A 23,277-nucleotide genomic window follows, 5' to 3' on the forward strand; every position below is an offset into this window, starting at 1 on the left:
ACGATCCAGGAAGGGTACGGGGCAGATGAGCACGATCAGAGCTCTGGCGGCGACCGAAGGCAGCGCGACAGCGATCCTGCCGAACCTGCCGCCACCCCATCCCGATGCGGCGATCTACAGCGAGTTGAAGGCTCTCGGCGCCTGCGATTCCATCCGCCACGAATGGGCGGACCTTGCGAGCCGCGCTCTCGAAGCCAATCCCTGCCTCGAGCCGGGCTTCGCGCTCGCCGCCGCACAGCATCTCGTCTCCTTCCGCGACGCCGAACTCATGTTGCTCTGGCAGGGAAATCCCGGCTCGGAACGGCGCCGACTCGTCGGACTCGTTCCCTGCCGGACACGCCGCCGCCTCCTCGCGTCCGATACGCTGGAAGGCTTCGCCGATCCGCGCCTGTTGAACGGCACGCCGCTGATCGACAGCACCTTCGCCGCCTCCACGCTCGCAGCCTTCCTCCGCGACTGGCGTGGGCTCAGCAGCGTCTCCGCGGTGTTCTCCCTGTCGGGAATCGACCCGGCAGGCGCCTTCGCGACCACGCTCGCGCGCGTTGCCGACAGGCATGGCGTGGCCGTCGGCTGGCAGCCGCTTGTCGGGCGAGCGCTCGAATTGCCGCCGACCGCCCGGATCGCCACCTCCGACGAAACCCTGCGCGACAAGGGCCGCCTCGTCCTCGCCGAGGCCACGAACCAGGCCGACCGACGCGATGCCGTCGAGATCCTGCTGGCGATCGAGGCCTCCGGCTCGCGCGGCCGGGCCGGCAAGGCGACTTTGCAGGATACCCGCGAGGTCGGCTTCTTGCGCAGCATGAGCCGCGATCTCGGCCGGCAGAAGCTCTGCCGCATCGCCATTCTCGTGCTTGACGAGAGGCCGATCGCCGCCGCACTCACGCTCGGAAAGGGCGTGTCCTGCTGGCTCTATCACGGCGTCGGCGACGAGGCCTATGCGGATCTGGAGCCCTTGCCGATGCTGCTCGCCATGATGCGCAAGGCGCACCCCGCCCGGCAGATCCTCTTGCCCGGCGGCCTGCCGCTTTTCGGCGCCCGTGACGAAGCCTTCGGCACGATCAACCTGACCCGGCGTCCGCAACAACGCGCACGCCGGCCGGCCGACCTGGCCATTCATATGCGCGAGCGCATGGCGCGCGCGCTGTTCAGGCCTCGGCCCGCAGCAGTCGACGGATGATCTTGCCGGTCGTCGTCAGCGGCAGCTCGTCGCGGAAGGCGATCTCGCGCGGATATTCATGGGCGGAGAGCCGCGCCCGCACGAAGCTCTGAAGCTCGGAGACCAGGGCCTTCGAGCCGCCATATCCCGGCTTCAGCACGACGAAGGCCTTGACGATCTCGGTGCGCAGGGGGTCGGGCTTGCCGACCGCCGCCGCCAGCGCCACGGCCGGATGGCGCAGCAGGCAATCCTCGATCTCGCCCGGGCCGATGCGATAGCCCGAGGAGGTGATGACGTCGTCGTCGCGGCCGATGAAGCGGACATAGCCGTCCTCGTCCTCGACGCCCTCGTCGCCGGTCGTCATCCAGTCGCCGACGAACTTGGCCGCCGTCGCTTCCGGATTGCGCCAATATTCCAGGAACATCACCGGATCGGGCCGACGCACCGCGATCTGGCCCTCTTCGCCAGCGGCGCAGACCGTGCCGTCCGGCCGGATGATCGCGACCTCGTGGCCGGGCACCGCCTTGCCGATCGCGCCCGGACGGCTGATGCCGAGCGCCGCGCTCGACGCCAGCACGAGATTGCACTCGGTCTGGCCATAGGCCTCGTTGATGGTCAGCCCAAGCGCCTCGCGCCCCCATTCCAGCGTCTCGGCACCGAGCGCCTCGCCCGCCGCGGCGACGGTACGCAGATTGAGGTTCCAGCGTCCCTGCGGGCTACCGGCGCCGCGCATCATCCGGAGCGCCGTCGGCGGCACGAAGGCGTTGCGGATGCCGAGATCCTGGATCAGCCGATAGGCCTCCTCCGGCTCGAAACGCGTCACCGGCCGCGCCACCACCGCGACGCCGAAATGCAACGCCGGCAAGAGCATGTTGAGCAAGCCACCGGCCCAGGCCCAATCGGCCGGCGTCCAGGCGAGGTCGCCGGGCCGCGGCATGAATTCATGCGGCATCTGCACGCCCGGCAGATGACCCGGCAGGACGCGGTGGCCGTGCAGCGCGCCCTTCGGGTTGCCCGTCGTGCCCGAGGTATAGATCATCAGCGCCGGATCGTCCGGCGTGGTCTCGACCGGCGTGAATTCTGGGTTGCCCTCCGCCAGTAGCGCGTCCCAGCCTTCCACCGCGCCATCGGCGCCGTCGGTGGAAATGCGTAAGGCGAGCTCCGGCAGCGGCTGGGTGATCTGGCCGAGCTTCGCCAGGCCGCCGGCATTGGTGACCACGACCTTGGCCCCGGAATCAGTCAGGCGATAGGCCAATGCATCGACGCCAAACAAGGCCGCCAGCGGCACGGCGATCGCGCCGAGCTTGTAAGCCGCGAGATGCGCCGCCAGCACCGCCCGCCCCTGCGGCAGCAGGATGGCGATGCGGTCTCCGCGGCCGACACCACGCGCCCGCAGGGCGTTCGCCAGGCGATTGGAATGCTCGCGCAGCCAGCTGAAGCTGACCGGGCTCACCTGCCAATCCGTGGAGACCTCGATGATCGCCGGACGATCAGGGGCAATAGCGGCCCAGCGATCGCAGACGTCGACGGCGATGTTGTAGCGATCGGGAATGCGCCAGCGGAAGCCCTCGCGCAACGCGGCGTAATCGGTCAGGTCTGGCAGGATCAAGATACGTGTCCGGTGGAAGGCGCGGCACGATAGGCAGGCCGTTCCCCCCTGTCACCCGCGTCTTGCGTATCATCTCCCAGCGTAACGATGCGCTCAGAACATGCGTTCACTGGCGGGGGGGAGATAGGCATCGGTGAAGGCATCGCCCGCCCGCGCCTTGTCGCGGAACGCACCCGCCAGTGCGAGCTGGCCCAGCGCCTGCGCCCAGCGCTCGCGGTCGATCCCGCCCAGGCCATACGCACGCACATAGGGCGTCAGCACATTCCGTTCGATGACGGCGGCGAGCTTGTCGCGCTCGACCTCGACCTGGGCGCTCTCGTTGCGGCGCAGAACGAATTGCGCCCCGGCGCCCGGATTGACGGCGACATCGCGAATGCCGCGCATCACGGCGCGCACCAGCCCGCGCACGGCGTCCGGCTTGCTCGCAAGGAGCTTGCCGGAGACGATCACCGCGCTGCCATAGAGCACGAGGCCATGCTCGGCCATTTCCATCAGCACGATATCGTCGCCCGGTACGCCCCGCGCCCGCAAGGCGACGGCGGTCGAAGGGCCGAAGGCGAAGAGCGCATCGATCTCGCCCGAGGCCAGCATCGGCTCGCGCACCGGCAGGCCGATGGTCTCGATGCGGATCTTGCTGTCGTCGATCTTGTTGAGGCTCTTGAACAGCGGCCATTGCGCGAAGCTGGCATCGATGCTGGCCGTGCCGAGCTTGCGGCCTTCGAGGCTCGTCGGCGCGGTGGTGATACCCCGGCTCTTGCGGCCGATCACGGCATAGCCCGGCCGGTCATGGACGATCATCACGGCCTTGAGATCGGAGCTCGGATTCTCGTCGCGGAAACGGATCAGCGCGTTGATGTCGCCGAAACCGGCATCCTGCGCTCCCGATGCAAGCCGCTGGAGCATGGCCCGCGCGCCATTGCCAGACTCGATCACGACATCGAGCCCCTCGGTGCCGAAATAGCCCTTATCCTGCGCCGCCAGGAACGGCGCCGTCAGCGCATCGAAACGCCGGTCCAGCGCGAAGCGGACCGCCGTGCTGCCCTGCGCACGCGCCGCACCAACGCCTCCTATACAGGCCGCCACGGCTCCCACCGCCAGCTGACCGAACCCGCGTCGGCACAGCATCGAGGAACGAGAGGGCGAAGCGATCGGCATGTCTGGCCTCCGGGCGCCATGCTGTCTGGGACACGGCATATCCGTGCATCCCGTCTTCCTGACATCATAAAATGTTGAAATGCCGTCAACGTGACGGAAGTTCCGTCGCGATTTCAGATCGGGCCGGTCCTTGCGGTCTCCCTTAGAGAGGCAGGCCCACGCCATTCTCGCAGTGGATCGGCCGCTGTCCTTCCTGCAAACGAATGAGGGGCCGAACGGCCCCTCATCGCAGCACCCCATTTTGCGGATGAAACGCCCTCAGGCGGCGCGGTAGCGCGCCAGCCAATGCGCATAGGGTGCCGGCAGGGTCGCCCAGGCCGGGTTCTCGACGCCGAGCGCCTGCGCCGCCGCATAGGGCCAGTGCGGATCGGCCAGAAGCGGCCGGCCCAGCGTCACCAGATCGACCTTGCCTTCCCGCACCAGCGCATCGGCCTGCTCGGGCTTGCTGATATACCAGCTCGTCGAGGCCGGCAGGCCGGTCTCGCGGCGCACCCGCTCGGCGACCGGGCCCAGGAAGGCCGGACCCCACGGAATCTTCGCCTCGGTGGTCGAGAAGCCGACGCTGACATCGATGAAATCGAGCCCCTCGTCCTTGAGGCGCTTCACCAGCTCGATCGCTTCGGCCAGTGTTTCCTCGTCGCGACCGTCATATTCGATCACGCCGAGCCGGGCGGAGAGCGGCCGGTTCTCCGGCCAGACCTTGCGCACGGCGGCGAGCGTCTCGATCAGGAACCGGCTCCGGTTCTCGAAGCTGCCGCCATAGGAATCCTCGCGCTTGTTGGCATGCGGCGACAGGAAGTTCTGCGCGAGATAGCCATGAGCGAAGTGCAGCTTCAGCCACTGGAGGCCGATATCGCGGGCGCGCTCCGCCGCCGCGACGAAATCGTTCCGCACGCGCTCGATATCGGCCGTGGTCATCGCGCGCGGCACGCGCGGCAGCCCGCCGCCATGCGCGACCGCCGACGGCGCGATCGTCTCCCAACCGCGCTCGTCATTGGCCGGGATATGGTCGTCGCCTTCCCAGGGCAGGTTGGCGCTGGCCTTGCGCCCGGCATGGCCGATCTGGATGCCGGTGACGGCGCCGGCCTTGCGCATCTCCGCGACGATCGGCGCCAGCGCTTCCGCCTGTCCGTCATTCCACAGCCCGAGGCAGCCGGGCGTGATCCGCCCCTCCGGCGAAACGCCGGTCGCCTCGATCACGACGAGACCAGTGCCGCCACGCGCGAGCCCAGCGAGATGCGCCCGGTGCCACTCGTTGGCGACGCCGTCCTGCGCCATGTACTGGCACATCGGCGAGGCGATGATGCGATTGCGAAGGGTGACGTCCTTCAGGCTGAAGGGATCAAACAGGCCAGGCATGATGCGGCTCCACACGGGGGGGGTTCTATGTTTCGATAGTTCGATATTTTTCGAACTTTGGCAAGTTCAAAACCCTGTGATAGGCTGCATCCATGCGACATGCCCGCCTGCCCGCCTCCGAAGAAATCGCGCTCGAAGACGTCTTCCACGCGCTGAGCGACCCGTTCCGGCTTGAAGTCGTACGCCGGCTCGCGGTCGAAGGTGAGCAGAGCTGCCAGGCCCTGGAGGGCGACCGGCCGAAATCGAGCGTCTCCCACCATTTCCGCGTGCTGCGCGAGGCCGGCCTGATCCGCACCCGCAACGAGGGCGTCACCCGGATGAATGCGCTCCGCCGCGACGATATCGAGCAGCGCTTCCCCGGCCTGCTCGCCTGCGTCGTTCCCAAGTCGAACGGCTGAACCACGACCGGTTCCGCTTCGTCTAGCCTCGTCCTATGTTCGCGCCATGAACCTCCCCTACCGTCCCAATGTCGGCATCGCCCTGTTCAATGCGCAGGGCCTCGTCTTCGCCGGCCGTTCGCATAGCGCTGGCCCCGAAATCGTCCTGCCCGGTTTAGACTGGCAGATGCCGCAAGGCGGCATCGACCCGGACGAGGACATCGTCGCCGCCGCCCGCCGCGAATTGGAAGAGGAAACCGGCGTCACGCAAGCCGAGTTGCTCGCCGTGACCGATGAGTGGTGGAGCTACGATTTCCCGCCCTATGACGGCCCCTGGCACAAGCTCGCCGCCTTCCGGGGCCAGCGTCAGCGCTGGGTCGCCTTCCGCTTCGCCGGCAGCGAGAGCGCGATGGATATCGGCAAGCCCAATGGCGACGAGCCGCCGGAATTCAGCGAATGGCGCTGGTGCCCGCTCGCAGAGATGCCGGGCCTGGTCGTGCCGTTCAAGCGTCCGGTCTACGAGAAGGTGGCGCAGGCGTTTGCACAATTTGCGCGTTGAACTGGGTCGTCTTTCTCGGGCGAAGCGAAGCGCAGACCCGAGAATCTCGCGACGAGAAGGTGCAGGAGCCTCACCCGGCTTGAGATGCTCGGGTCGAGCCCGAGCATGACGCGAGTGTCGGCCTCTCACGAAAAAGGGCCGCTCACGCGGCCCTTCCGAAATCCGAAGCTGAACGGCCGATCACGCCGCCTTGCGCTGCTCGAAGACGTGCTTGAACTCGCGCAGCTGCACCAGCGTATCGTGCAGACGCTTCTTCTCGTCGTCATTATGCGAACCGGCGAGACGGGTCTCAGCGGTCAGAATCTCGGCGTCGAGAACGGCGGTGTCGACGTCCTCGATGAAGCGGCCCTGCTCGGCCAGGATCGTCGTCGAATTCTGGTTGACCTCGACAAGGCCGCCGTTGATGAAGAATTCCTTGCCGTTGCTCTCGGTCGTCTGGACGAAAACGATACCGGCCTTGAGCGTCGCGACGAGCGGCGCGTGGCCCGCGAGCACGGTCATCTCGCCCTCGACCGAGGGGATGATGACGCTGACGACGTCGCCCGAGAACAGGATGCGTTCCGGCGAGACGAGTTCAAACTTGAAGGTGGCCATCGTTTCATTCTCCCCGGCTCGTCATGGCCGGGCTTGACCCGGCCATCTCGGAAACCAGCGGTTTCTGGTCATGAGATCCCCGGGGCAAGCCCGGGGATGACGCATTCGGTCGCTTACGCGGCCTCGGCGGCCAGGCGCTGGGCCTTCTCGACGGCTTCGTCGATCGAGCCGACCATGTAGAAGGCCGCTTCCGGCAGGTGGTCGTACTTGCCCTCGACCAGGCCCTTGAAGCCCTTGATCGTGTCCTCGAGCGGGACGAGCTTGCCCGGCGAACCGGTGAAGACTTCCGCGACGAAGAACGGCTGCGACATGAAGCGCTCGATCTTGCGGGCGCGCGCCACGGTCAGCTTGTCGTCTTCCGAGAGCTCGTCCATGCCCAGGATCGCGATGATGTCCTGCAGCGACTTGTAGCGCTGGAGGGTCTGCTGAACGCGGGTCGCGACGTCGTAGTGCTCCTCGCCGACGATATCGGCCGAGAGCATGCGCGAGGTCGAGTCGAGCGGATCGACCGCCGGGTAGATGCCCTTTTCCGCGATCGAACGCGACAGCACGGTACGCGCATCCAAGTGGGCGAACGAGGTCGCGGGCGCCGGGTCGGTCAGGTCGTCGGCCGGGACGTAGATCGCCTGCACCGAGGTGATCGAGCCCTTATTCGTGGTGGTGATGCGCTCCTGCAGGTTGCCCATGTCGGTCGCCAGCGTCGGCTGATAGCCCACAGCCGACGGAATACGGCCGAGCAGCGCGGACACTTCCGAGCCGGCCTGCGTGAAGCGGAAGATGTTGTCGACGAAGAACAGAACGTCCTGGCCCTTGTCGCGGAAGTCCTCGGCGATGGTCAGGCCGGCGAGAGCGACGCGCATGCGGGCGCCCGGGGGCTCGTTCATCTGGCCATAGACCAGGGCGCACTTGGAGCCAGCGGTCGAGCCGTTGTTCTCCTTGGGGTTCTTGTTGACGTTGGACTCGATCATCTCGTGGTAGAGATCGTTGCCCTCACGGGTGCGCTCGCCGACGCCGGCGAACACGGAGTAGCCGCCGTGGGCCTTCGCGACGTTGTTGATCAGCTCCATGATCAGCACGGTCTTGCCGACGCCGGCGCCGCCGAACAGGCCGACCTTGCCGCCCTTGGCGTAAGGCGCCAGCAGGTCGACGACCTTGATGCCGGTGACGAGGATCTGGGCTTCCGTCGACTGCTCCGAATAGGCCGGGGCCGGCTGGTGAATGCCGCGGGTGGCGGAGGTCAGGATCGGGCCGGCTTCGTCGACCGGCTCGCCGATGACGTTCATGATGCGGCCGAGCGTCTCATCGCCGACCGGAACCGCGATCGGGGCGCCGGTATCGGTGACCGACTGGCCACGGACCAGGCCTTCGGTGGAGTCCATCGCGATGGTGCGGACGGTGTTCTCGCCGAGATGCTGGGCGACCTCGAGGACGAGGCGGTTGCCGAGGTTGTCGGTCTCGAGCGCGTTCAGGATCTCCGGCAGGGCGCCGTCGAACTGCACGTCGACGACGGCGCCGATGACCTGGGCAACGCGGCCGGTGCCGGTGTTGGCGGGCTTCTCGGCGGTCTTCTTGGTGGTCTTGGTAGCGGCTTTGGCCATGGCGGAACCTCGGGACTAGCGCATTCGGATGTGACGGCAGCCGGCGGCTTGCGCCACCGGCGAAGATTAGGCGGTTAGAGCGCTTCCGCGCCGGAGATGATCTCGATCAGTTCCTTCGTGATCATCGCCTGGCGCGAGCGGTTGTAGATCTGCGTCTGCTTCTTGATCATCTCGCCGGCGTTGCGCGTGGCGGAATCCATCGCCGACATGCGCGCGCCCTGTTCGGAGGCGGCGTTCTCGAGCAGCCCGCGCAGGACCTGGACGGTCAGGTTGCGCGGCAGCAGCGCTTCCAGGATCTCGCCCTCGTCCGGCTCGTAATCGTAGACGGCGTCGGTCTGCTTCGTCCCTTCCGGGATCTCGGCCGGGATGATGCGCTGCGCGGTCGGGATCTGGGCGATCACCGAGCGGAAACGCGAGAAGAACAGCGTCGCGACATCGAACTCGCCGTTGGCGAAGCGGGCCAGCACGTTCTGGGCGATCGCCTCCGCATTGGCGAAGCCGACCTGCTTGAACTCGCGCAGGTCGATGAACTCGATGATCTCCGCCGCGAACTGGCGACGCAGGATGTCGTAGCCCTTCTTGCCGACGCAGATGATCTTGACCGTCTTGCCCTCGGCCTTCAGCGCATTCGCCTTGTCGCGGGCGAGGCGCGCGATCGAGGAGTTGAAGGCGCCGCACAGGCCGCGCTCGGCGGTCAGCACGAGCAGCAGATGCACCTTGTCCGAACCCGTGCCGGCGATGAGGCGCGGCGCGCTCGAACCGGACACGCCGGAAGCGAGGTTCGACAGCACCGTCTCCATGCGCTCGGCATAGGGGCGCGCGGCCTCGGCGGCCGTCTGCGCGCGGCGCAGCTTCGCAGCCGCGACCATCTGCATGGCCTTGGTGATCTTCTGCGTCGACTTCACCGAAGCGATGCGATTGCGTAGGTCCTTAAGGGACGGCATCCGATCTTGATCCCCTACTCGTCAGCCGCAGCGGGCGCGGCAACGAAGCAATCCAGAGAAGCAGCGCGGCGGAGCTCAGGGCTCGGCCGCGCCGGCAATGATGATCAGGCGAAGGACTTCGCGTAGCTCGCGACGATGTCCTTGAGCTTGGCGGCGTTGGCGTCCGACAGGTCCTTCGACGTGCCGATCTCGTTGAGCATATCGGCATGCTTGCCGCGCACCAGCGAGAGCAGGCCGTCCTCGAAGGCGCGGACCTTGTTGACCGGCAGCGCATCGAGATAGCCGTTCACGCCGGCATAGATCACGACGACCTGCTCTTCCATCTTCAGCGGCGAGAACTGCGGCTGCTTCAGGAGCTCGGTCAGGCGGGCGCCGCGGTTGAGCAGGCGCTGCGTGACCGCGTCGAGGTCCGAACCGAACTGGGCGAAGGCGGCCATCTCGCGATACTGGGCGAGCTCGCCCTTGATCTTGCCGGCGACCTTCTTGGTGGCCTTGGTCTGCGCCGACGAACCGACGCGCGACACCGAGAGACCGACGTTCACGGCCGGGCGGATGCCCTGGTAGAACAGGTCCGTCTCCAGGAAGATCTGGCCGTCGGTGATCGAGATCACGTTGGTCGGGATGTAGGCGGAGACGTCGTTCGCCTGCGTCTCGATGACCGGCAGAGCCGTCAGCGAGCCAAGGCCGGCGGCCTCGCCCATCTTCGCCGCGCGCTCGAGCAGGCGGGAGTGGAGATAGAACACGTCGCCCGGATAGGCCTCGCGGCCCGGCGGGCGGCGCAGCAGCAGCGACATCTGGCGGTAGGCGACGGCCTGCTTGGAGAGGTCGTCATAGATGATGACGGCGTGCATGCCGTTGTCGCGGAAGAACTCGCCCATCGAGCAGCCGGCGAACGGCGCCAGGAACTGCATCGGGGCCGGGTCGGAGGCGGTGGCCGCCACGACGATGGAGTACTCCATCGCGCCGCGCTCTTCGAGCACCTTCACGAGCTGGGCGACGGTCGAGCGCTTCTGGCCGACGGCGACGTAGACGCAGTAGAGCTTCTGGCTCTCCGGCGCGCCTTCGGCGTTCAGCGGCTTCTGGTTCAGGATCGTGTCGAGCGCGATCGCGGTCTTGCCGGTCTGGCGATCGCCGATGATCAGCTCGCGCTGGCCGCGGCCGATCGGGATCAGGGCGTCGACCGCCTTGAGGCCGGTCGCCATCGGCTCGTGCACCGACTTGCGCGGGATGATGCCGGGCGCCTTGACGTCGACGCGGGCGCGGGCCTTGGCCTTGATCGGGCCCTTGCCGTCGATCGGGTTGCCGAGAGCGTCGACGACGCGGCCGAGCAGCTCCTTGCCGACGGGAACGTCGACGATGGCGCCGGTGCGCTTGACGGTCTGGCCTTCCTTGATCTCACGGTCGGAACCGAAGATCACGACGCCGACATTGTCGCTCTCGAGGTTGAGCGCCATGCCGCGCACGCCGGACTCGAACTCGACCATCTCACCGGCCTGGACCTTGTCGAGGCCGTAGACGCGGGCGATGCCGTCACCGACGGAGAGAACCTGGCCGACTTCGGTGACCGAAGCTTCCGAGCCGAAATTCGAGATCTGAGCCTTCAGAATGGCGGAGATTTCAGCGGGGCGGATGTCCATCAGCCGACCTCTTTCATGGCAAGACGAATTGAGTTGAGTTTGGTTTTCAGCGACGCGTCGACCATGCGGGAGCCCATCTTGACGATGAGCCCGCCGATCAGGGTCGGGTCGATCTTGATCGAGACGTCGACATCCTTGCCGGCGACGCCCTTCAGCGCCGCACGGATCTCGTCGACGCGCTTGGCCGTGGGCTCCTCGGCGACCGTCACCTCGGCGGAGACGATGCCCTTGGCCTCGGCGACCAGACGCTTGTAGCCGACGATCATGCCCGGCAGCGCGAAGAGGCGGCGCTTGCTGGCGACGAGGCCGATGAAATTGGCGGCAATGCCGGTGATCCCGGCCTTCTCGAGCACGGCCTTGATCGCCGCGACCTGCTCCTCGGCGGTGAAGGCCGGGCTCTCGATCAGGCGACGGAGGTCCTCGCTCTCGGCGAGCAGGCCATTGAAGCTATCCAGAGCGGCCGCGACGGTGTCGATCGCACCCGTCTCCTCAGCCAGCTCGAACAAAGCGGTGGCATAGCGCTGAGCTACGCCCGACACCAATGCCCCCTGCGATCCGCCTTCAGCCACGCTTCCCGTCTCTCGTTTCAAGGAACCACACCGGCGACCTTCCTGACGAAGGTGGAGTGCATGGTCCCGACGCTGCGAGTATCATAGGCGCAAAGCCGGCAAGACGACTTCGCGACCGAAATGTGGCGGTGCACTAGCATGTGGTTCCGGGCCGCGCAATCGCTGATTGCCCTTCATAAGCGGCGATTTTGCCGCGCCTTTCAGCCGTTCAAAGGAAGCTTTGCGGATCGACATCGACCGCGACCCGGACCGACCCCTTCGGCCGGGGCGCCCGTTTCAGCCAGCCGCGCAGGTAATCCTGCAGGTTGATCTCGCGCCCCGTCTTGACGATCAGGCGCATGCGATGGCGCCCGCGCAGCACCGCCAGAGGCGCTTCCGCCGGCCCCAGCACCATGATTCCGTCGCCGGCGTCGGCACAGCGCGCCAGCGCTCTTGCGTGGCTTTCGGCCTCCGCCTGACTGTTGGCGGAGACGATCAGCGCCGCCAGGCGCCCGAAGGGCGGCAGGCCCGCGGCCTCCCGCGAAGCCTCCTCTGCGGCATAAAACCGCTCCGGATCGCCCGAGATCAGGGCTTTGAGCACGGGATGCTCGGGGTCATGCGTCTGAAGCAGGGCGCGCCCCGGCTTCTCGCCTCGCCCTGCGCGGCCCGTGACCTGCCTGAGTGCCTGGAAGGTTCGCTCCGCCGCGCGTGGATCGCCGGAGGTCAGGCCGAGATCGGCATCGATCACGCCGACCAGCGTCATGCCCGGGAAATTATGACCTTTGGCGACGAGCTGCGTGCCGATGACGATGTCGAACTCGCCCTCGGCCACGGCCATCAGCTCCTGCTTCAATCGTTCCGTCCCGCCCGGGAAATCGCTGGAGAGCACGATCGAACGTGCCTGTGGAAAAAGCGTCGCGACCTCCTCGGCGAGCCTCTCGACGCCCGGACCGCAGGCGATCAGGCTATCTGGCTTATGGCAGGCCGGACATTCATGCGGCCGGCGCTCGACATGGCCGCAATGATGGCAGACCAGCGCCCGCCGGAAGCGATGGTCGACCAGCCAGGCCGAGCAATTCGGGCACTGGAAGCGATGGCCGCAATCGCGGCAGAGCGTCAGCGGGGCATAGCCGCGCCGGTTGAGGAAGAGCAGCGACTGCTCCTTCGCCTCCAGATTGGCCTCCACCGCCTTGATCAGCGCGCTCGAGAGCCAGCGCCCCCGCTCCGGCTTGTCGCGGCGCAGGTCGACGAGACCGAGCTGCGGCAATTCGCGCCCGCCGAAGCGCTCCGGCAGCTTGAGATGCGCATAACGCCCGCGCTCGGCATTGACGCGGGTCTCCAAGGAGGGCGTCGCGGAAGCGAGAACCACGGGCGCGTTCTCGATCCGGCCCCGTACCACCGCCATGTCGCGGGCATGGTAGGAAACGCCGTCTTCCTGTTTGTAGGCGCTCTCATGCTCCTCATCGACGACGATGAGGCCAAGATCGCTATAGGGCAGGAACAGGGCCGAGCGGGCACCGGCCACCACCTTGGCCTCACCGGACGCGATCGCGGCCTGCAGGCGCTCGCGCTTGCGGCCGGTCACAGCCGAATGCCACAGGCCCGGCCTGACGCCGAAGCGCGCCTCGAACCGGTCGATGAACTGCGCGGTCAGCGCGATCTCCGGCATCAGGATCAGGCTTTGACGGCCGAGCCGGATCGCCTCCGCCACCGCCTCGAAATAGACCTCCGTCTTGCCCGAGCCGGTGACGCCTTCGAGCAGCGAAACGCCGAACGCCTTCGCCTGCACGGATGCGACGAGCGCCTGCGCGACCTCCGCTTGCCCTCCCGACAGCTCCGGTACGGCATGGTCGGGATCGGGCAAGGCCGCGATCGCCTCGCGCGGCATGGGCTCGACGATGAAGGTGCCGGCATCGACGAGGGAATCGATCACAGCCGCGCTCACCGAAGCCGCCTCGGCCAGCGCCGATTTCGCGATCAGCAGACCGCCCTCGGCAGCCGCGATGGCGCGCGCCCGCGCCGGCGTCATCCGTCCGGGCGGCGGGCCTGCGAGCCTCACCCCGAGCTTCGGCCGCTCGGGCGTCTCGTCCGGCTGACGGCGCAAGGCCAGCGCCAGCACGGACCCCTTCGGCGCCAGCGTGTACCAGGCGACCCAGTCGACGAGCTTGCGCAGCGCCGGATCGAGCGGCGGCATGTCGTATTTGCCGGTGACCTTCTTAAGGTTGCTGCCGCGCCCGCTGCCGACATCCCAGACGACGCCGACGGTCTCGCGCGGGCCGAGCGGCACCTGCACGACATCGCCCGGCTTGAGCACGAGCCCGGCCGGCACGGCATAGCTATACGCCTGGTCGAGCCCGAGCGGGATCAGCACGTCGACCGTGCCGGCCGGCGCCTCTTCGCTCATGTCGTCGTTGATCAGGTCGAACTGCGCCATCGCCAAAAATACTACCGCCGTCATCCCGGACGGAGCGAAGCGGAGATCCGGGATCCATCATAGGGCGCCGCGCTCTACGATGGATCCCGGATCGGCGCCGCTGACGCGGCTTGTCCGGGATGACGGCGTGTTTCGTCCTCGTATCTAGCATCGATTCGGCTGGTGTTAAGGCAGGAGCGTCATGCTTCCGCGATGACCGATTTCGACTCCTTCCGCCGCGACTGGCTCAGCCACCTCTCGGCCGAGCGGCGCCTCTCGCCGAAGACGCTGGAGGCCTATTCCCGCGATCTTGGCCAGTTCCACGCCTTCCTGACCGGGCATCTCGGCGGCGCGCCGTCGCTTTCGGACATCGCCGCGCTGAAGCCCGTCGACCTGCGCGCCTTCCTCGGCCAGCGCCGCCGCGACAATGTCGGCAACCGCACTTTGATGCGCCAGCTCGCAGCTTTGCGCTCCTTCGCCCGCTTCGGCGAGCGCCAGGGCAAGCTCACCGCCGCCGCCTTCGCCGCGACGCGCGGTCCGCGCCTCGGCAAGTCGCTGCCGCGCCCGCTCGAACCTTCCGCCGCCCGCGCTGTCACCCAGGCCGATACCCGCGCCGGCGAGGAGCGCGAGCAATGGATTCTCGCCCGCGACGCTGCCGTGCTCGGCCTGCTCTATGGCAGCGGCCTGCGCATCTCGGAGGCGCTCTCGCTTACCCGCGCCCAGGCGCCGCAACAGGCCGGCGATACGCTCACCGTCATCGGCAAGGGCAGCAAGACCCGGATGGTTCCCGTGCTGCCCGTCGTGATCGCGGCCATCGCCGAATATCTCAAGCTCTGCCCCTGGCGGCTGCCACTGGGCGGCCCGCTCTTCGTCGGCGCCAAGGGCGGCCCGCTCTCGCCCCGCATCATCCAGCTCGCGGTCGAAAGTCTGCGTGGCGCGCTCGGCCTGCCTTCCTCCGCGACGCCGCATTCCCTGCGCCATTCCTTCGCCACGCACCTGCTGGGCCGCGGCGGCGATCTCCGCGCCATCCAGGAGCTGCTCGGCCACGCCTCGCTCTCGACGACGCAGATCTATACCCGCATCGACTCGGCCCGCCTGATGGCCGCCTATGACGCTGCCCATCCGCGCGCCGGCCGCTGACATCGAACCGCGAAGTGGAAAGCACCTTTCGGAAGAATTCGGTGCAATCCGACATCTTGCTGACTTATGGGAAAGCCTTAAACAGCGCCGCCACCATGGCGCTGCGAGGTGATTCGTGTCCGGTTCCGTCGAAATGCCAGAGGGCGGCAACAAGCGTATCGCCCTTCTGATCGCGCTGCTGGCGCTCGCGCTCGCCTTCTCCGAGATCGGCGGCAAGAACGCCGAGCAGGAGGCCGTCGCCAAGAACATCGAGGCCTCCAATCTCTGGGCCTTTTTCCAGGCCAAGACGATTCGCGGCACGACCGTGCGCACCGCCGCCGAGGCGCTGGAAGTCGAGCTTGCCGGCATCACCGACGAAGCCGGCCGGCAGCGCCTGACCAAGCGCATCGAGAGCTGGAAGCAGACCGTCGCGCGCTACGATTCCGAGCCGGAGACCCAGGAGGGCCGCAAGGAGCTCGCCGCCCGCGCCAAGGCGGCCGAGGCGCAGCGCGACATCGCCGCCGCCCGCGACGACAAGTTCGACATCGCCTCGGGCCTGATCCAGATCGCGATCGTCATCTCCTCAGCCGCGATCATCACCGGCGTCGGCCTGCTCGCCGCGACCGGTGGCCTGCTCGGCATTGCCGGCATCGCGCTGATGGCGCTCGCCCAGTTCGCCCCGACCGCGCTGTTCTAGCGCCTCACCGGCTGCGGCGCAGGCGCGGATCGACCGCGTCGCGCAGGCCGTCGCCGAGCAGGTTGAAGCCGAGCACGGTCAGCGCGATCGCGGCACCCGGAAAGATCGCGAGCCAGGGCTGCGCCGCCATGAAGGTCTGCGCCTCGTTGAGCATCCGCCCCCAGGACGGGTTCGGTGGCTGCGTGCCGAGTCCGAGATAGGAGAGCCCCGCCTCGGCCAGCACCGCCAGCGCGAACTGGATCGTCGCCTGTACCACCAGAATGCCGGCGATATTCGGCAGAACATGGCGCAGCGTGATCTGCCGGTTGTTCAAACCCGCCGCCCGTGCCGCCTGGATGAAATCCTGCGCCCAGACCTGCAAGGCCGCACCGCGCGACAACCGCGCGAAATAGGGCAGGTTCAGCACGGCGATGGCGACGACGGCATTGAGCATGCCGGGCCCGACGATCGCCGTCATCATGATCGCGGTCAGCACCGCCGGAAAGGCATGGGTGAAATCGGCGGTGCGCATGATGACATGGTCGAGGATGCCGTCGCGCCGCACCGAGGCCGCCAGCCCCAGCGCCGTCCCGATCACCATGCCGATGCCGACCGCGCCCAGCCCGACCGCGAGCGAATTGCGGGCGCCGACCATGATCATCGAGAAGACGTCGCGGCCGAACTGGTCGGTGCCGAACCAGTTCACGGCCGACGGCCCCTTGAGCCGGTTCAGGATCATCATCTGCGTCGGCTGGTAGGGCGTCCAGATATAGGAGATCAGCGCCGCGGCGACGACGAGCGTGGCCAGCACCACCCCGATCACGAAGGAGGGCGCGAGCCACCAGTGCCGCTTGCCGCCCGGCGCTTTCGTCTCGACGGCGCTCATGACTGCCTCAGGCGCGGATCGATCAGCCCGTAGAGCAGTTCGACCGCGAAATTGATCAGGATCGCCAGCCCGGCGAAGAGCATGACGAGGTCCTTGACCACGATCAGGTCATGCTGGGCGATGGCCTGGAAGACCAATCGCCCCAGTCCCGGCAGGGCGAAGACGTTCTCGATGATGATCGCGCCCGCGATGAGCACCGAGAATTGCAGGCCAAGGATCGTGACGACCGGGATCAGCGCGTTGCGCAGCGCGTGCCGGCGCATCGTCGTGCCCTCGCTCAATCCCTTGGCACGGGCGGTGCGGACGAAATCCTCCTGCAGCGTGTCGAGCATCGAGGAGCGCGTCACCCGCGCGATGATCGCCGCCTGCGGCAGGGCGAGCGCTAATGCCGGCATCAGAAGCGCCTTCAGCGCGGTGCCGAATCCCGCCTGCCAGCCCGGAAAGCCGCCGGCCGGCAGCCAGCCGAGGCCAACCGCGAAGACGAGCACGAGCAAGAGGCCGAACCAGAAATTCGGAATGGCGAGCCCGGCCTGAGCGAAGGCCATGACGCCGGCATCGGCCAGCCGGCCATGACGCGAGGCCGCGAGCATGCCGAGCGGGACGCCGATCGCGGTGGCCAGCGCGATCGCCATCAGCGCGAGCGGCAGCGTCACCGCCATGCGCTCGGTGATGAGCTGCAGCACCGGCACGCGATAGGTGTAGCTCTGGCCGAGATCGCCCGTGACGAGCCCACCGAGCCAGATGAAGAAGCGTAGCACCGCAGGCTTGTCGAGGCCCATCTCGGCGCGCAAAGCAGCCAGCGCCTCCGGCGCAGCGTTCAGGCCGAGCGTCACCGCTGCCGGGTCGCCCGGCAGGATTTCGAGTACCACGAAGATGACCAGCGCCGCCGCGAGCAGGGTCAGGCCCAGCGCGACGAGCCGGCGCAGGATGTAGCCGATCATGGCGTGCCGCCGCCTGCCGGCGGCCTCACCGCCAGCGCAATTCCGCCAGTGGCGTCACCGGCAGCGGCCAGTCGGTCCACATGCCCTCCAACGCGGCGTTCGCCACCGTGATCTTGGGCAGGATGAACAGGAAGCCGTTGACCGCGTCGCGCGCCAGCTTTTCCTGCGCCTGCTTGTAGAGCGCGTTGCGCTCCGCTTCCGGCAGGGTCGCTGCGATCTTCGCGATCAGCGCGTTGAACTCGGGGTTCTTGTACTGGAAATAGTACGTGTCGCGCGCGTAGATATCGATGTCGAGCGGCTCGGTATGGGCGATGATGCTGAGATCGTAATCCTTGTTGCGGAAGACGCGCTCCAGCCATTGCGGGAATTCCAGCGGCTCGATCGCCGCGTTGATGCCGACCTGCGCCAGCAGCGCCGCGACGATCTCGCCGGAGCGGCGGGCATAGGAGGGTGGCGGCAGCTTCAGCGTACAGTTGAAGCCGTTCGGGAAGCCGGCCTCCTTGAGCAGCGCCTTCGCCTTGGCGGGGTCGTAAGGATAGGTGCCTGTCAGATCGACATAGGCCGGGTGCAGCGGCGAGAAATGGCTGCCGATCAGGTTGACGTCGAAACCGTAGACGCCGAGCGCGATGGTCTTGCGGTCGAGCGCGTGCGCGATGGCCTGCCGGACCTTCAGGTTGTCGAAGGGCGGCTTGGCATTGTTGGTGCCGAGCACCGTCTCGCCCTCGGTGCCGCCGATCGTGACCTTGAGCTTGGCATCGGCCTTGAGTTGCGGCACGGCCTCCGGCGCCGAGAGATTGGTATGGGCATCGACATCGCCGGCCCGGAGCGCCGCGACTTGCGCCTGCGGGTCGGACATGAAGCGGAAGGTCGCCTTGGCCAGCGCCGGCTTCTCGCCCCAATAGCCCTCGTTGCGGGCGAGCTCGAGCCGGTCACCGCGGTTCCAGCGCACGAATTTGAACGGGCCGGTGCCGACCGGGTTGGTCTTGTTGTTAGCAGCCGTGGCCGGCGCCACGATCACCGCATCGCCCCAGGCGAGGCCGAAGAGGAAATTAGCCGTCGGCTGCTTCAGCTTGATCACCACGGTCGCCGGGTCCGGCGTCGTGATCTCGGCGATCGGTGTGAAGAGCTGGCGCTGGGCGTTAGTCGAGTCGGCCGCGACCGCGCGCTCGAACGAGAACTTCACCTGTTCGGAGGTGAAGGGCGTGTCGTCATGGAACTTGGCGCCCTGCCGCAGCTTGAAGCGGTAGGTCACGTTGTCCTCGGCGATCTGCCAGCTCTCGGCGAGGCAGGGCTGCAGCTTGCCGGTGCGGTCGATCTTGACCAGCCCCTCGAAGATGTTCTGCAGCGTGACCTCGCGGATCGCCTGCGCGGCGCCGGAGGTCGGGTCCAGCGTCGGCGGCTCCAGCGTCTGGGCGATGGTGACGCTGTCCTTCGCCTGGGCCAGCGCGACGACGGGAAGCTGCGCCGCCAGCGCTGCCAGTCCCGCCCCTGCCAGGAGTTCACGCCGCGTCGTCATGTCCATCGCTCCGATGCTCGTTGCGGCGCGAAGATGGCGCGGGAAGCGCGGCGAGCGCAAGCCCGCCCGCGCCGCAATCCCCGTTGGGCAAAAGCCACCATCTGGCGCACTAGTATACCAGGCGATTGACCCCTGCCGCGCCCGGCTCTAGAGATCGGTGCGACCGATGGAGATGCCCATGCTGCTGCACGATGATCGCCTCTTTCCCGCCGATCCGGTGACGCGCGGCATCGCGCGCCGGCTCTTCGCCACGGTCCGCGACCTGCCGATCATCTCGCCGCACGGCCATACCGATCCGCGCTGGTATGCCGAGGACAACGCCTTTCCCGATCCGGCGACCCTCTTCGTCAAGCCGGACCACTACATCTTCCGCATGCTCTATTCGCAGGGCATCCGGCTGGAGCAGCTCGGCATCAACAGAAAGGATGGCGGGGAGGTCGAGACCGATCCGCGCAAGATCTGGAAGCTCTTCGCCGACCATTGGCACCTGTTCCGGGGCACGCCGACGCGGCTCTGGTTCGAGCACGCAACCTCAACCGTCTTCGGCATCAACGAGCGCCTGACGCCGGAGAACGCCGACAAGATCTACGACAGGATCGCTGCGAAGCTGGAAGAGCCCGAGCTGCGCCCGCGTGCCCTGTTCAAGCGCTTCAACATCGAGGCGATCAGCACGACCGAAGGCGCGCTCGACGATCTGCGCTGGCATGACATGACCCGCAATTCCGGCTGGGACGGCAAGGTCGTCACGGCCTATCGCCCCGACAGCGTCGTCGATCCCGAGTTCGAGGGCTTCGCCGACAATCTCGAAAAATTCGGCGAACTGACGGCTGAGGATATCGGTTCCTGGACCGGCTATCTCGCCGCTCATCGCAAGCGGCGCGCCTATTTCAAGGAGCGCGGCGCCACCTCCTCCGACCATGGCCATGCCACGGCCCGCACCGCCAATCTCTCGGATGCCGATGCCGAGAAGCTCTATGCGAAGATCCTGAAGGGCAAGGTCTCCGCGAAGGACGCCGACCTGTTCCGCGGCCAGATGCTGACCGAGATGGCGAAGATGAGCCTCGATGACGGGCTCGTCCTCCAGATCCATCCCGGATCCCATCGCAATCACAACGCCGCGCTGTTCGAGCATTTCGGCCGCGACATGGGTTGCGATATTCCGACCGAGACGAATTACGTCGAAGCGCTGAAGCCGCTGCTCGACGCCGTCGGCAATGAGCCGGGCCTCACCGTCATTGCCTTCACCCTCGACGAGACAGCCTACTCGCGCGAACTCGCCCCGCTCGCCGGTCATTACCCGGCGCTGCGGCTCGGGCCGGGCTGGTGGTTCCTCGATGCGCCGGAGGCGATGCTGCGCTTCCGCGAGCTGACGACCGAGACGGCCGGATTCTACAACACCGTCGGCTTCAACGACGACACCCGCGCCTATCTCTCGATCCCCGCCCGCCACGACGTCGCGCGCCGTGTCGACTGCGCCTATCTCGCCAAGCTGGTCGCCGAGCACCGGCTGGAGGAGGATGAGGCGGCCGAGGTCGCCTATGACCTCGCCTATCGCCTCGCCAAGGAGGCCTACAAGCTGTGACCCGCCTCTCCGCCGCCACGCTCGCCGGCCTGCCCGCCTCGGTCCACCGCCCGGCCTATGACCGCTCGGCACTCAAGCCCGGCATCGTCCATCTCGGGCTCGGCGCCTTCGCCCGCGGCCACCTCGCCGAATATACCGAGGACGCCCTGGAAAAGCGCTTCGGCGCCTGGGGCATCGTCGGCGCCAGCCTTCAGCGCCCCGACCAGCGCGACCGGCTGAAACCGCAGGACGGGCTCTACACCCTGCTCAAGCTCGCCCCGACCGGGCCGGAACTGCGCGTCATCGGTTCGGTGCTCGACGTGCTCGTCGCGCCCGAAAGCCCCTCCGCGCTCATCGCACGGCTGGCAGCCCCCGAGACCCGCATCGTCTCGCTCACCGTCACCGAGAAAGGCTATTGCCACGATCCGGCGACCGGCGGGCTCAAGGCCGACCATCCCGATATCGTCCATGACCTCGCCACCCCCCAAGCGCCACGCTCCGCCGTCGGCATCCTCGTCGCCGGCCTGAAGGCGCGCCGCGATGCCGGGCTCGGGCCGTTCACCGCGCTCTGTTGCGACAACCTCCCCTCCAACGGTCATGTCCTGCGCGGCCTCGTCCGCGATCTCGCAGCGCTGACCGACGACAAGCTCGCCGCCTGGATCGAGGCCAACGGCGCCTTCCCGGCGACCATGGTCGACCGCATCGTGCCGGCGACGACGGAGGCCGATATCGCCGAGGTGGCCCGGCTGATCGGCACTGAGGATGCCGCACCCGTGATCGGCGAGCCCTTCCGGCAATGGGCAATCGAGGACGCCTTCGCCAACGGCCGCCCGGATTGGCATGAAGTCGGCGCCCAGATGGTCTCCGAAGTCGCGCCCTTCGAGTTCATGAAGCTGCGCATGCTCAACGGCGCGCATTCCTCGCTCGCCTATCTCGGCTACCTCGCCGGCCATGAGACGGTGGCCGAGGCCAGCGGAGATCCCGTCCTCGCCCGCTTCCTTGGAGGTCTCTGGGCCGAGATCATCCCGACCGTGCCGGCGCCGCAAGGTGTCGTACTCGCGGATTACGCCAAAGCGTTGCTCGCTCGCTTCCAGAATCCTGCGATCCGCCACCGCACTTGGCAGATCGCCATGGACGGTTCGCAGAAACTGCCGCAGCGCCTGCTCGGCACCATCCGCGAGCGGTTGAAGGCTAGCTCCCCGATCGACCACCTCGCACTCGGGGTCGCGGCCTGGATGCGTTACGTCACCGGCACCGACGAGAAGGGCGCCGCCATCGACGTCCGCGACCCGCTGGCCGCTGAACTGAAGCGTCGCACGGAAGCCGCTGGGCGCGACGCAAGCGCACTGGTCGCCGCATTGACCGGGATCGAAGCGATCTTCGGGACCGACCTACCGGGCGACCTTCGGTTTACAAAACCGCTGACCGCTCACCTCGCCTCTCTCCTCGGCAAGGGCGCGAAGGCGACGGCGGCAAACCTCGGCTAAGCTCAAGCCGTCATTCTCGGGCGAAGCACAGCTTCGACCCGAGAATCTCGTGACGAGAAGGCGCTGGAACTGCGGGGAACTCCTCTCCTGTAAGGAGAGGGGCAGGGGTGAGGTGTAGGCCCCTCGACCCGTAAAACGCGCGCTCACCGCAGCGGCGGTCAGGTCTCAGCCACAACGTCCAACGGCCTACCCCTCACCCTACCCTCTCCCTATGGGAGAGGGTTCCCCGCGGTTCGCGCGCCTACCCCCGCCTGTCTAGCGCAGCTCCCATCCCCTTGATCCGCGCTCGCATCCCACGCCACATAGGCGCGATGCTTCGCGCGCTCACTCTTGCAGTCTCGCTCCTCACCGCCGCCACGGCCCTGGCGCAGGAGCCGCCGCGCATCGCCATCCCCAATCTCTGGGACCCGCGCATCCGGCTCGACCGCCCGGAGCCCGGCCCGCCCCGCGTCGTGCGCTTCCTCGCCGATGACGATTATCCGCCCTTCCACTTCGCCGGGCCGGACGGGGCGCTGACCGGCTTCTCGGTCGAGCTCGCCCGCGCCATCTGCGAGAAGCTCGCCTGGACCTGCACGGTCCAGCCGCGCCGCTTCGATACGCTGACCGACTCGCTGGCCGAAGGCCGGGGCGACGTGCTCGCCGCCGCGATGAACCTGACACCGGCCCTGCGCGAACGCTTCGCCGCCAGCCATCTCTATTTCCGCGCGCCCGCCCGCTTCATCACCACGCGCGGCAATGCACGGGCAGCGCTCGACGGCGCGGCTCTTCAAGGACGGCGCGTCGCGGTCGTTTCCGGCACGGCGCATCTCGCTTTCCTCGAGCGGCTCATGCCCTTCGTGCAGCGTCGCGAGAGCGCCAGTCTGAACGCCGCGATCGCCGCACTCCGCAGCGGCGAGGCGGAATATGTCTTCGGCGATGGTGTGGCCCTGTCGCTGGCGCTCGCCGGCAGCGGCGGCGAGTTCGCCTTCTCGGGCGGGCCCTATCTGGAGAGCCGCTATTTCGGCGAGGGCGTCGCCTTTCTCCTGCGCAAGGACGATCCCGCCCTGAAGCGCGCGATCGATTACGCGCTGCAGGGCCTCTGGGACGACGGGACCTATGCCCGTCTCTACCTGCGCTTCTTCCCGGTCAGCCCGTACTGAGCG

20 protein-coding genes are annotated in these 23,277 nt (G+C 67.5%); 8 read left to right on the forward strand and 12 right to left on the reverse strand.

Annotated features, from left to right (window positions below; genetic code table 11):
* Positions 1 to 25: 25 nt before the first annotated feature.
* Positions 26 to 1,177, forward strand: a complete 1,152-nt coding sequence (locus AC3WMA_RS11665; protein WP_492285520.1) for a GNAT family N-acetyltransferase — start codon at positions 26 to 28, stop codon at positions 1,175 to 1,177.
* On the opposite strand, the gene AC3WMA_RS11670 is transcribed toward AC3WMA_RS11665, so the two are convergent.
* The 3 genes from AC3WMA_RS11670 to AC3WMA_RS11680 all read right to left on the reverse strand — a co-directional run bounded on the left by AC3WMA_RS11670 (position 1,146) and on the right by AC3WMA_RS11680 (position 5,279).
* Complete coding sequence (locus tag AC3WMA_RS11670) at positions 1,146 to 2,762, reverse strand: AMP-binding protein (RefSeq protein ID WP_492286096.1); 1,617 nt, start codon at positions 2,760 to 2,762, stop codon at positions 1,146 to 1,148. The two genes, AC3WMA_RS11665 and AC3WMA_RS11670, sit on opposite strands and share 32 nt — an antisense overlap.
* 96 nt (positions 2,763 to 2,858) lie before the next feature.
* The gene (locus AC3WMA_RS11675) at positions 2,859 to 3,920 is read right to left on the reverse strand and encodes an ABC transporter substrate-binding protein (protein ID WP_492285521.1); all 1,062 of its coding nucleotides are present in this window, start codon (positions 3,918 to 3,920) and stop codon (positions 2,859 to 2,861) included.
* Positions 3,921 to 4,178: 258 nt separating this feature from the next.
* Positions 4,179 to 5,279 carry an NADH:flavin oxidoreductase/NADH oxidase gene (locus tag AC3WMA_RS11680; protein ID WP_492285522.1) on the reverse strand — a complete coding sequence of 367 codons (1,101 nt, stop codon included), beginning with the start codon at positions 5,277 to 5,279 and terminating at the stop codon, positions 4,179 to 4,181.
* Positions 5,280 to 5,371: 92 nt separating this feature from the next.
* Between AC3WMA_RS11680 and AC3WMA_RS11685 the strand changes: the two genes are divergently transcribed.
* Positions 5,372 to 5,677, forward strand: coding sequence for an ArsR/SmtB family transcription factor (locus AC3WMA_RS11685; RefSeq protein WP_492285523.1), 306 nt, complete (start codon positions 5,372 to 5,374; stop codon positions 5,675 to 5,677).
* A gap of 46 nt (positions 5,678 to 5,723) precedes the next feature.
* On the forward strand, positions 5,724 to 6,215 hold the full coding sequence (locus AC3WMA_RS11690) for an RNA pyrophosphohydrolase (protein WP_492285524.1): 492 nt from the start codon (positions 5,724 to 5,726) through the stop codon (positions 6,213 to 6,215).
* Positions 6,216 to 6,395: 180 nt separating this feature from the next.
* Here AC3WMA_RS11690 and AC3WMA_RS11695 read toward each other — a convergent pair whose 3' ends face one another.
* The 6 genes from AC3WMA_RS11695 to AC3WMA_RS11720 all read right to left on the reverse strand — a co-directional run bounded on the left by AC3WMA_RS11695 (position 6,396) and on the right by AC3WMA_RS11720 (position 13,970).
* Entirely contained in the window at positions 6,396 to 6,809 is a 414-nt protein-coding gene (locus AC3WMA_RS11695; RefSeq protein ID WP_492285525.1) for a F0F1 ATP synthase subunit epsilon, read from the reverse strand.
* A 113-nt stretch (positions 6,810 to 6,922) separates the two neighbouring features.
* Positions 6,923 to 8,407 carry a F0F1 ATP synthase subunit beta gene (atpD, locus tag AC3WMA_RS11700; RefSeq protein WP_377841771.1) on the reverse strand — a complete coding sequence of 495 codons (1,485 nt, stop codon included), beginning with the start codon at positions 8,405 to 8,407 and terminating at the stop codon, positions 6,923 to 6,925.
* 74 nt (positions 8,408 to 8,481) lie between these two features.
* Positions 8,482 to 9,351, reverse strand: a complete 870-nt coding sequence (locus AC3WMA_RS11705; RefSeq protein ID WP_492285526.1) for a F0F1 ATP synthase subunit gamma — start codon at positions 9,349 to 9,351, stop codon at positions 8,482 to 8,484.
* A 104-nt stretch (positions 9,352 to 9,455) separates the two neighbouring features.
* Positions 9,456 to 10,988, reverse strand: coding sequence for a F0F1 ATP synthase subunit alpha (atpA, locus tag AC3WMA_RS11710; RefSeq protein ID WP_492285527.1), 1,533 nt, complete (start codon positions 10,986 to 10,988; stop codon positions 9,456 to 9,458).
* Entirely contained in the window at positions 10,988 to 11,557 is a 570-nt protein-coding gene (locus tag AC3WMA_RS11715) for a F0F1 ATP synthase subunit delta (protein ID WP_492285528.1), read from the reverse strand. The genes atpA and AC3WMA_RS11715 overlap by 1 nt, the downstream gene beginning before the upstream one ends.
* Before the next feature lie 208 nt (positions 11,558 to 11,765).
* A complete protein-coding gene (locus tag AC3WMA_RS11720; RefSeq protein WP_492285529.1) occupies positions 11,766 to 13,970 on the reverse strand; it encodes a primosomal protein N' in 2,205 nt (734 codons plus the stop codon).
* 192 nt (positions 13,971 to 14,162) lie between these two features.
* Here AC3WMA_RS11720 and AC3WMA_RS11725 point away from each other — a divergent pair, with 192 nt between their 5' ends.
* Together AC3WMA_RS11725 and AC3WMA_RS11730 are read left to right on the forward strand one after the other, a co-directional pair.
* The gene (locus tag AC3WMA_RS11725; RefSeq protein ID WP_492285530.1) at positions 14,163 to 15,089 is read left to right on the forward strand and encodes a tyrosine recombinase XerC; all 927 of its coding nucleotides are present in this window, start codon (positions 14,163 to 14,165) and stop codon (positions 15,087 to 15,089) included.
* Positions 15,090 to 15,222: 133 nt separating this feature from the next.
* Positions 15,223 to 15,765, forward strand: coding sequence for a DUF4337 domain-containing protein (locus AC3WMA_RS11730; RefSeq protein ID WP_492286097.1), 543 nt, complete (start codon positions 15,223 to 15,225; stop codon positions 15,763 to 15,765).
* A gap of 4 nt (positions 15,766 to 15,769) precedes the next feature.
* Here the strand turns inward: AC3WMA_RS11730 and AC3WMA_RS11735 are convergent, their stop codons facing one another.
* From AC3WMA_RS11735 to AC3WMA_RS11745, 3 genes are read right to left on the reverse strand one after another with little or no spacing between them, the layout of a single operon-like run.
* Complete coding sequence (locus AC3WMA_RS11735; protein WP_492285531.1) at positions 15,770 to 16,630, reverse strand: ABC transporter permease; 861 nt, start codon at positions 16,628 to 16,630, stop codon at positions 15,770 to 15,772.
* The gene (locus AC3WMA_RS11740; RefSeq protein ID WP_492285532.1) at positions 16,627 to 17,571 is read right to left on the reverse strand and encodes an ABC transporter permease; all 945 of its coding nucleotides are present in this window, start codon (positions 17,569 to 17,571) and stop codon (positions 16,627 to 16,629) included. Before AC3WMA_RS11740 ends, AC3WMA_RS11735 begins: the two co-directional genes overlap by 4 nt.
* A 25-nt stretch (positions 17,572 to 17,596) precedes the next feature.
* Positions 17,597 to 19,087 (reverse strand): ABC transporter substrate-binding protein, encoded by a 1,491-nt coding sequence (locus AC3WMA_RS11745; RefSeq protein WP_492285533.1) that lies wholly within the window; start codon positions 19,085 to 19,087, stop codon positions 17,597 to 17,599.
* Between the two features lie 178 nt (positions 19,088 to 19,265).
* Here AC3WMA_RS11745 and uxaC point away from each other — a divergent pair, with 178 nt between their 5' ends.
* From uxaC to AC3WMA_RS11760, 3 genes are all read left to right on the forward strand, one after another.
* Positions 19,266 to 20,669, forward strand: a complete 1,404-nt coding sequence (gene uxaC / locus AC3WMA_RS11750) for a glucuronate isomerase (RefSeq protein WP_492285534.1) — start codon at positions 19,266 to 19,268, stop codon at positions 20,667 to 20,669.
* Entirely contained in the window at positions 20,666 to 22,135 is a 1,470-nt protein-coding gene (locus AC3WMA_RS11755) for a mannitol dehydrogenase family protein (protein ID WP_492285535.1), read from the forward strand. The genes uxaC and AC3WMA_RS11755 overlap by 4 nt, the downstream gene beginning before the upstream one ends.
* A gap of 311 nt (positions 22,136 to 22,446) precedes the next feature.
* Positions 22,447 to 23,274 carry a transporter substrate-binding domain-containing protein gene (locus AC3WMA_RS11760; protein WP_492285536.1) on the forward strand — a complete coding sequence of 276 codons (828 nt, stop codon included), beginning with the start codon at positions 22,447 to 22,449 and terminating at the stop codon, positions 23,272 to 23,274.
* Positions 23,275 to 23,277: the final 3 nt, after the last annotated feature.

The organism is Allobosea sp. FW305-C-101 (genome assembly GCF_058783685.1).

What these genes read in the sequence shown, in the direction of transcription:
- AC3WMA_RS11665 (WP_492285520.1), top strand. Translation starts at nt 26, where the DNA reads ATGAGCACGATCAGAGCTCTGGCGGCGACCGAAGGCAGCGCGACAGCG.
- AC3WMA_RS11675 (WP_492285521.1), bottom strand. Translation starts at nt 3,920, where the DNA reads ATGCCGATCGCTTCGCCCTCTCGTTCCTCGATGCTGTGCCGACGCGGG.
- AC3WMA_RS11680 (WP_492285522.1), bottom strand. Translation starts at nt 5,279, where the DNA reads ATGCCTGGCCTGTTTGATCCCTTCAGCCTGAAGGACGTCACCCTTCGC.
- AC3WMA_RS11685 (WP_492285523.1), top strand. Translation starts at nt 5,372, where the DNA reads ATGCGACATGCCCGCCTGCCCGCCTCCGAAGAAATCGCGCTCGAAGAC.
- AC3WMA_RS11690 (WP_492285524.1), top strand. Translation starts at nt 5,724, where the DNA reads ATGAACCTCCCCTACCGTCCCAATGTCGGCATCGCCCTGTTCAATGCG.
- AC3WMA_RS11695 (WP_492285525.1), bottom strand. Translation starts at nt 6,809, where the DNA reads ATGGCCACCTTCAAGTTTGAACTCGTCTCGCCGGAACGCATCCTGTTC.
- atpD (WP_377841771.1), bottom strand. Translation starts at nt 8,407, where the DNA reads ATGGCCAAAGCCGCTACCAAGACCACCAAGAAGACCGCCGAGAAGCCC.
- AC3WMA_RS11705 (WP_492285526.1), bottom strand. Translation starts at nt 9,351, where the DNA reads ATGCCGTCCCTTAAGGACCTACGCAATCGCATCGCTTCGGTGAAGTCG.
- atpA (WP_492285527.1), bottom strand. Translation starts at nt 10,988, where the DNA reads ATGGACATCCGCCCCGCTGAAATCTCCGCCATTCTGAAGGCTCAGATC.
- AC3WMA_RS11720 (WP_492285529.1), bottom strand. Translation starts at nt 13,970, where the DNA reads ATGGCGCAGTTCGACCTGATCAACGACGACATGAGCGAAGAGGCGCCG.
- AC3WMA_RS11725 (WP_492285530.1), top strand. Translation starts at nt 14,163, where the DNA reads ATGACCGATTTCGACTCCTTCCGCCGCGACTGGCTCAGCCACCTCTCG.
- AC3WMA_RS11730 (WP_492286097.1), top strand. Translation starts at nt 15,223, where the DNA reads ATGCCAGAGGGCGGCAACAAGCGTATCGCCCTTCTGATCGCGCTGCTG.
- AC3WMA_RS11735 (WP_492285531.1), bottom strand. Translation starts at nt 16,630, where the DNA reads ATGAGCGCCGTCGAGACGAAAGCGCCGGGCGGCAAGCGGCACTGGTGG.
- AC3WMA_RS11740 (WP_492285532.1), bottom strand. Translation starts at nt 17,571, where the DNA reads ATGATCGGCTACATCCTGCGCCGGCTCGTCGCGCTGGGCCTGACCCTG.
- AC3WMA_RS11745 (WP_492285533.1), bottom strand. Translation starts at nt 19,087, where the DNA reads ATGACGACGCGGCGTGAACTCCTGGCAGGGGCGGGACTGGCAGCGCTG.
- uxaC (WP_492285534.1), top strand. Translation starts at nt 19,266, where the DNA reads ATGCTGCTGCACGATGATCGCCTCTTTCCCGCCGATCCGGTGACGCGC.
- AC3WMA_RS11760 (WP_492285536.1), top strand. Translation starts at nt 22,447, where the DNA reads ATGCTTCGCGCGCTCACTCTTGCAGTCTCGCTCCTCACCGCCGCCACG.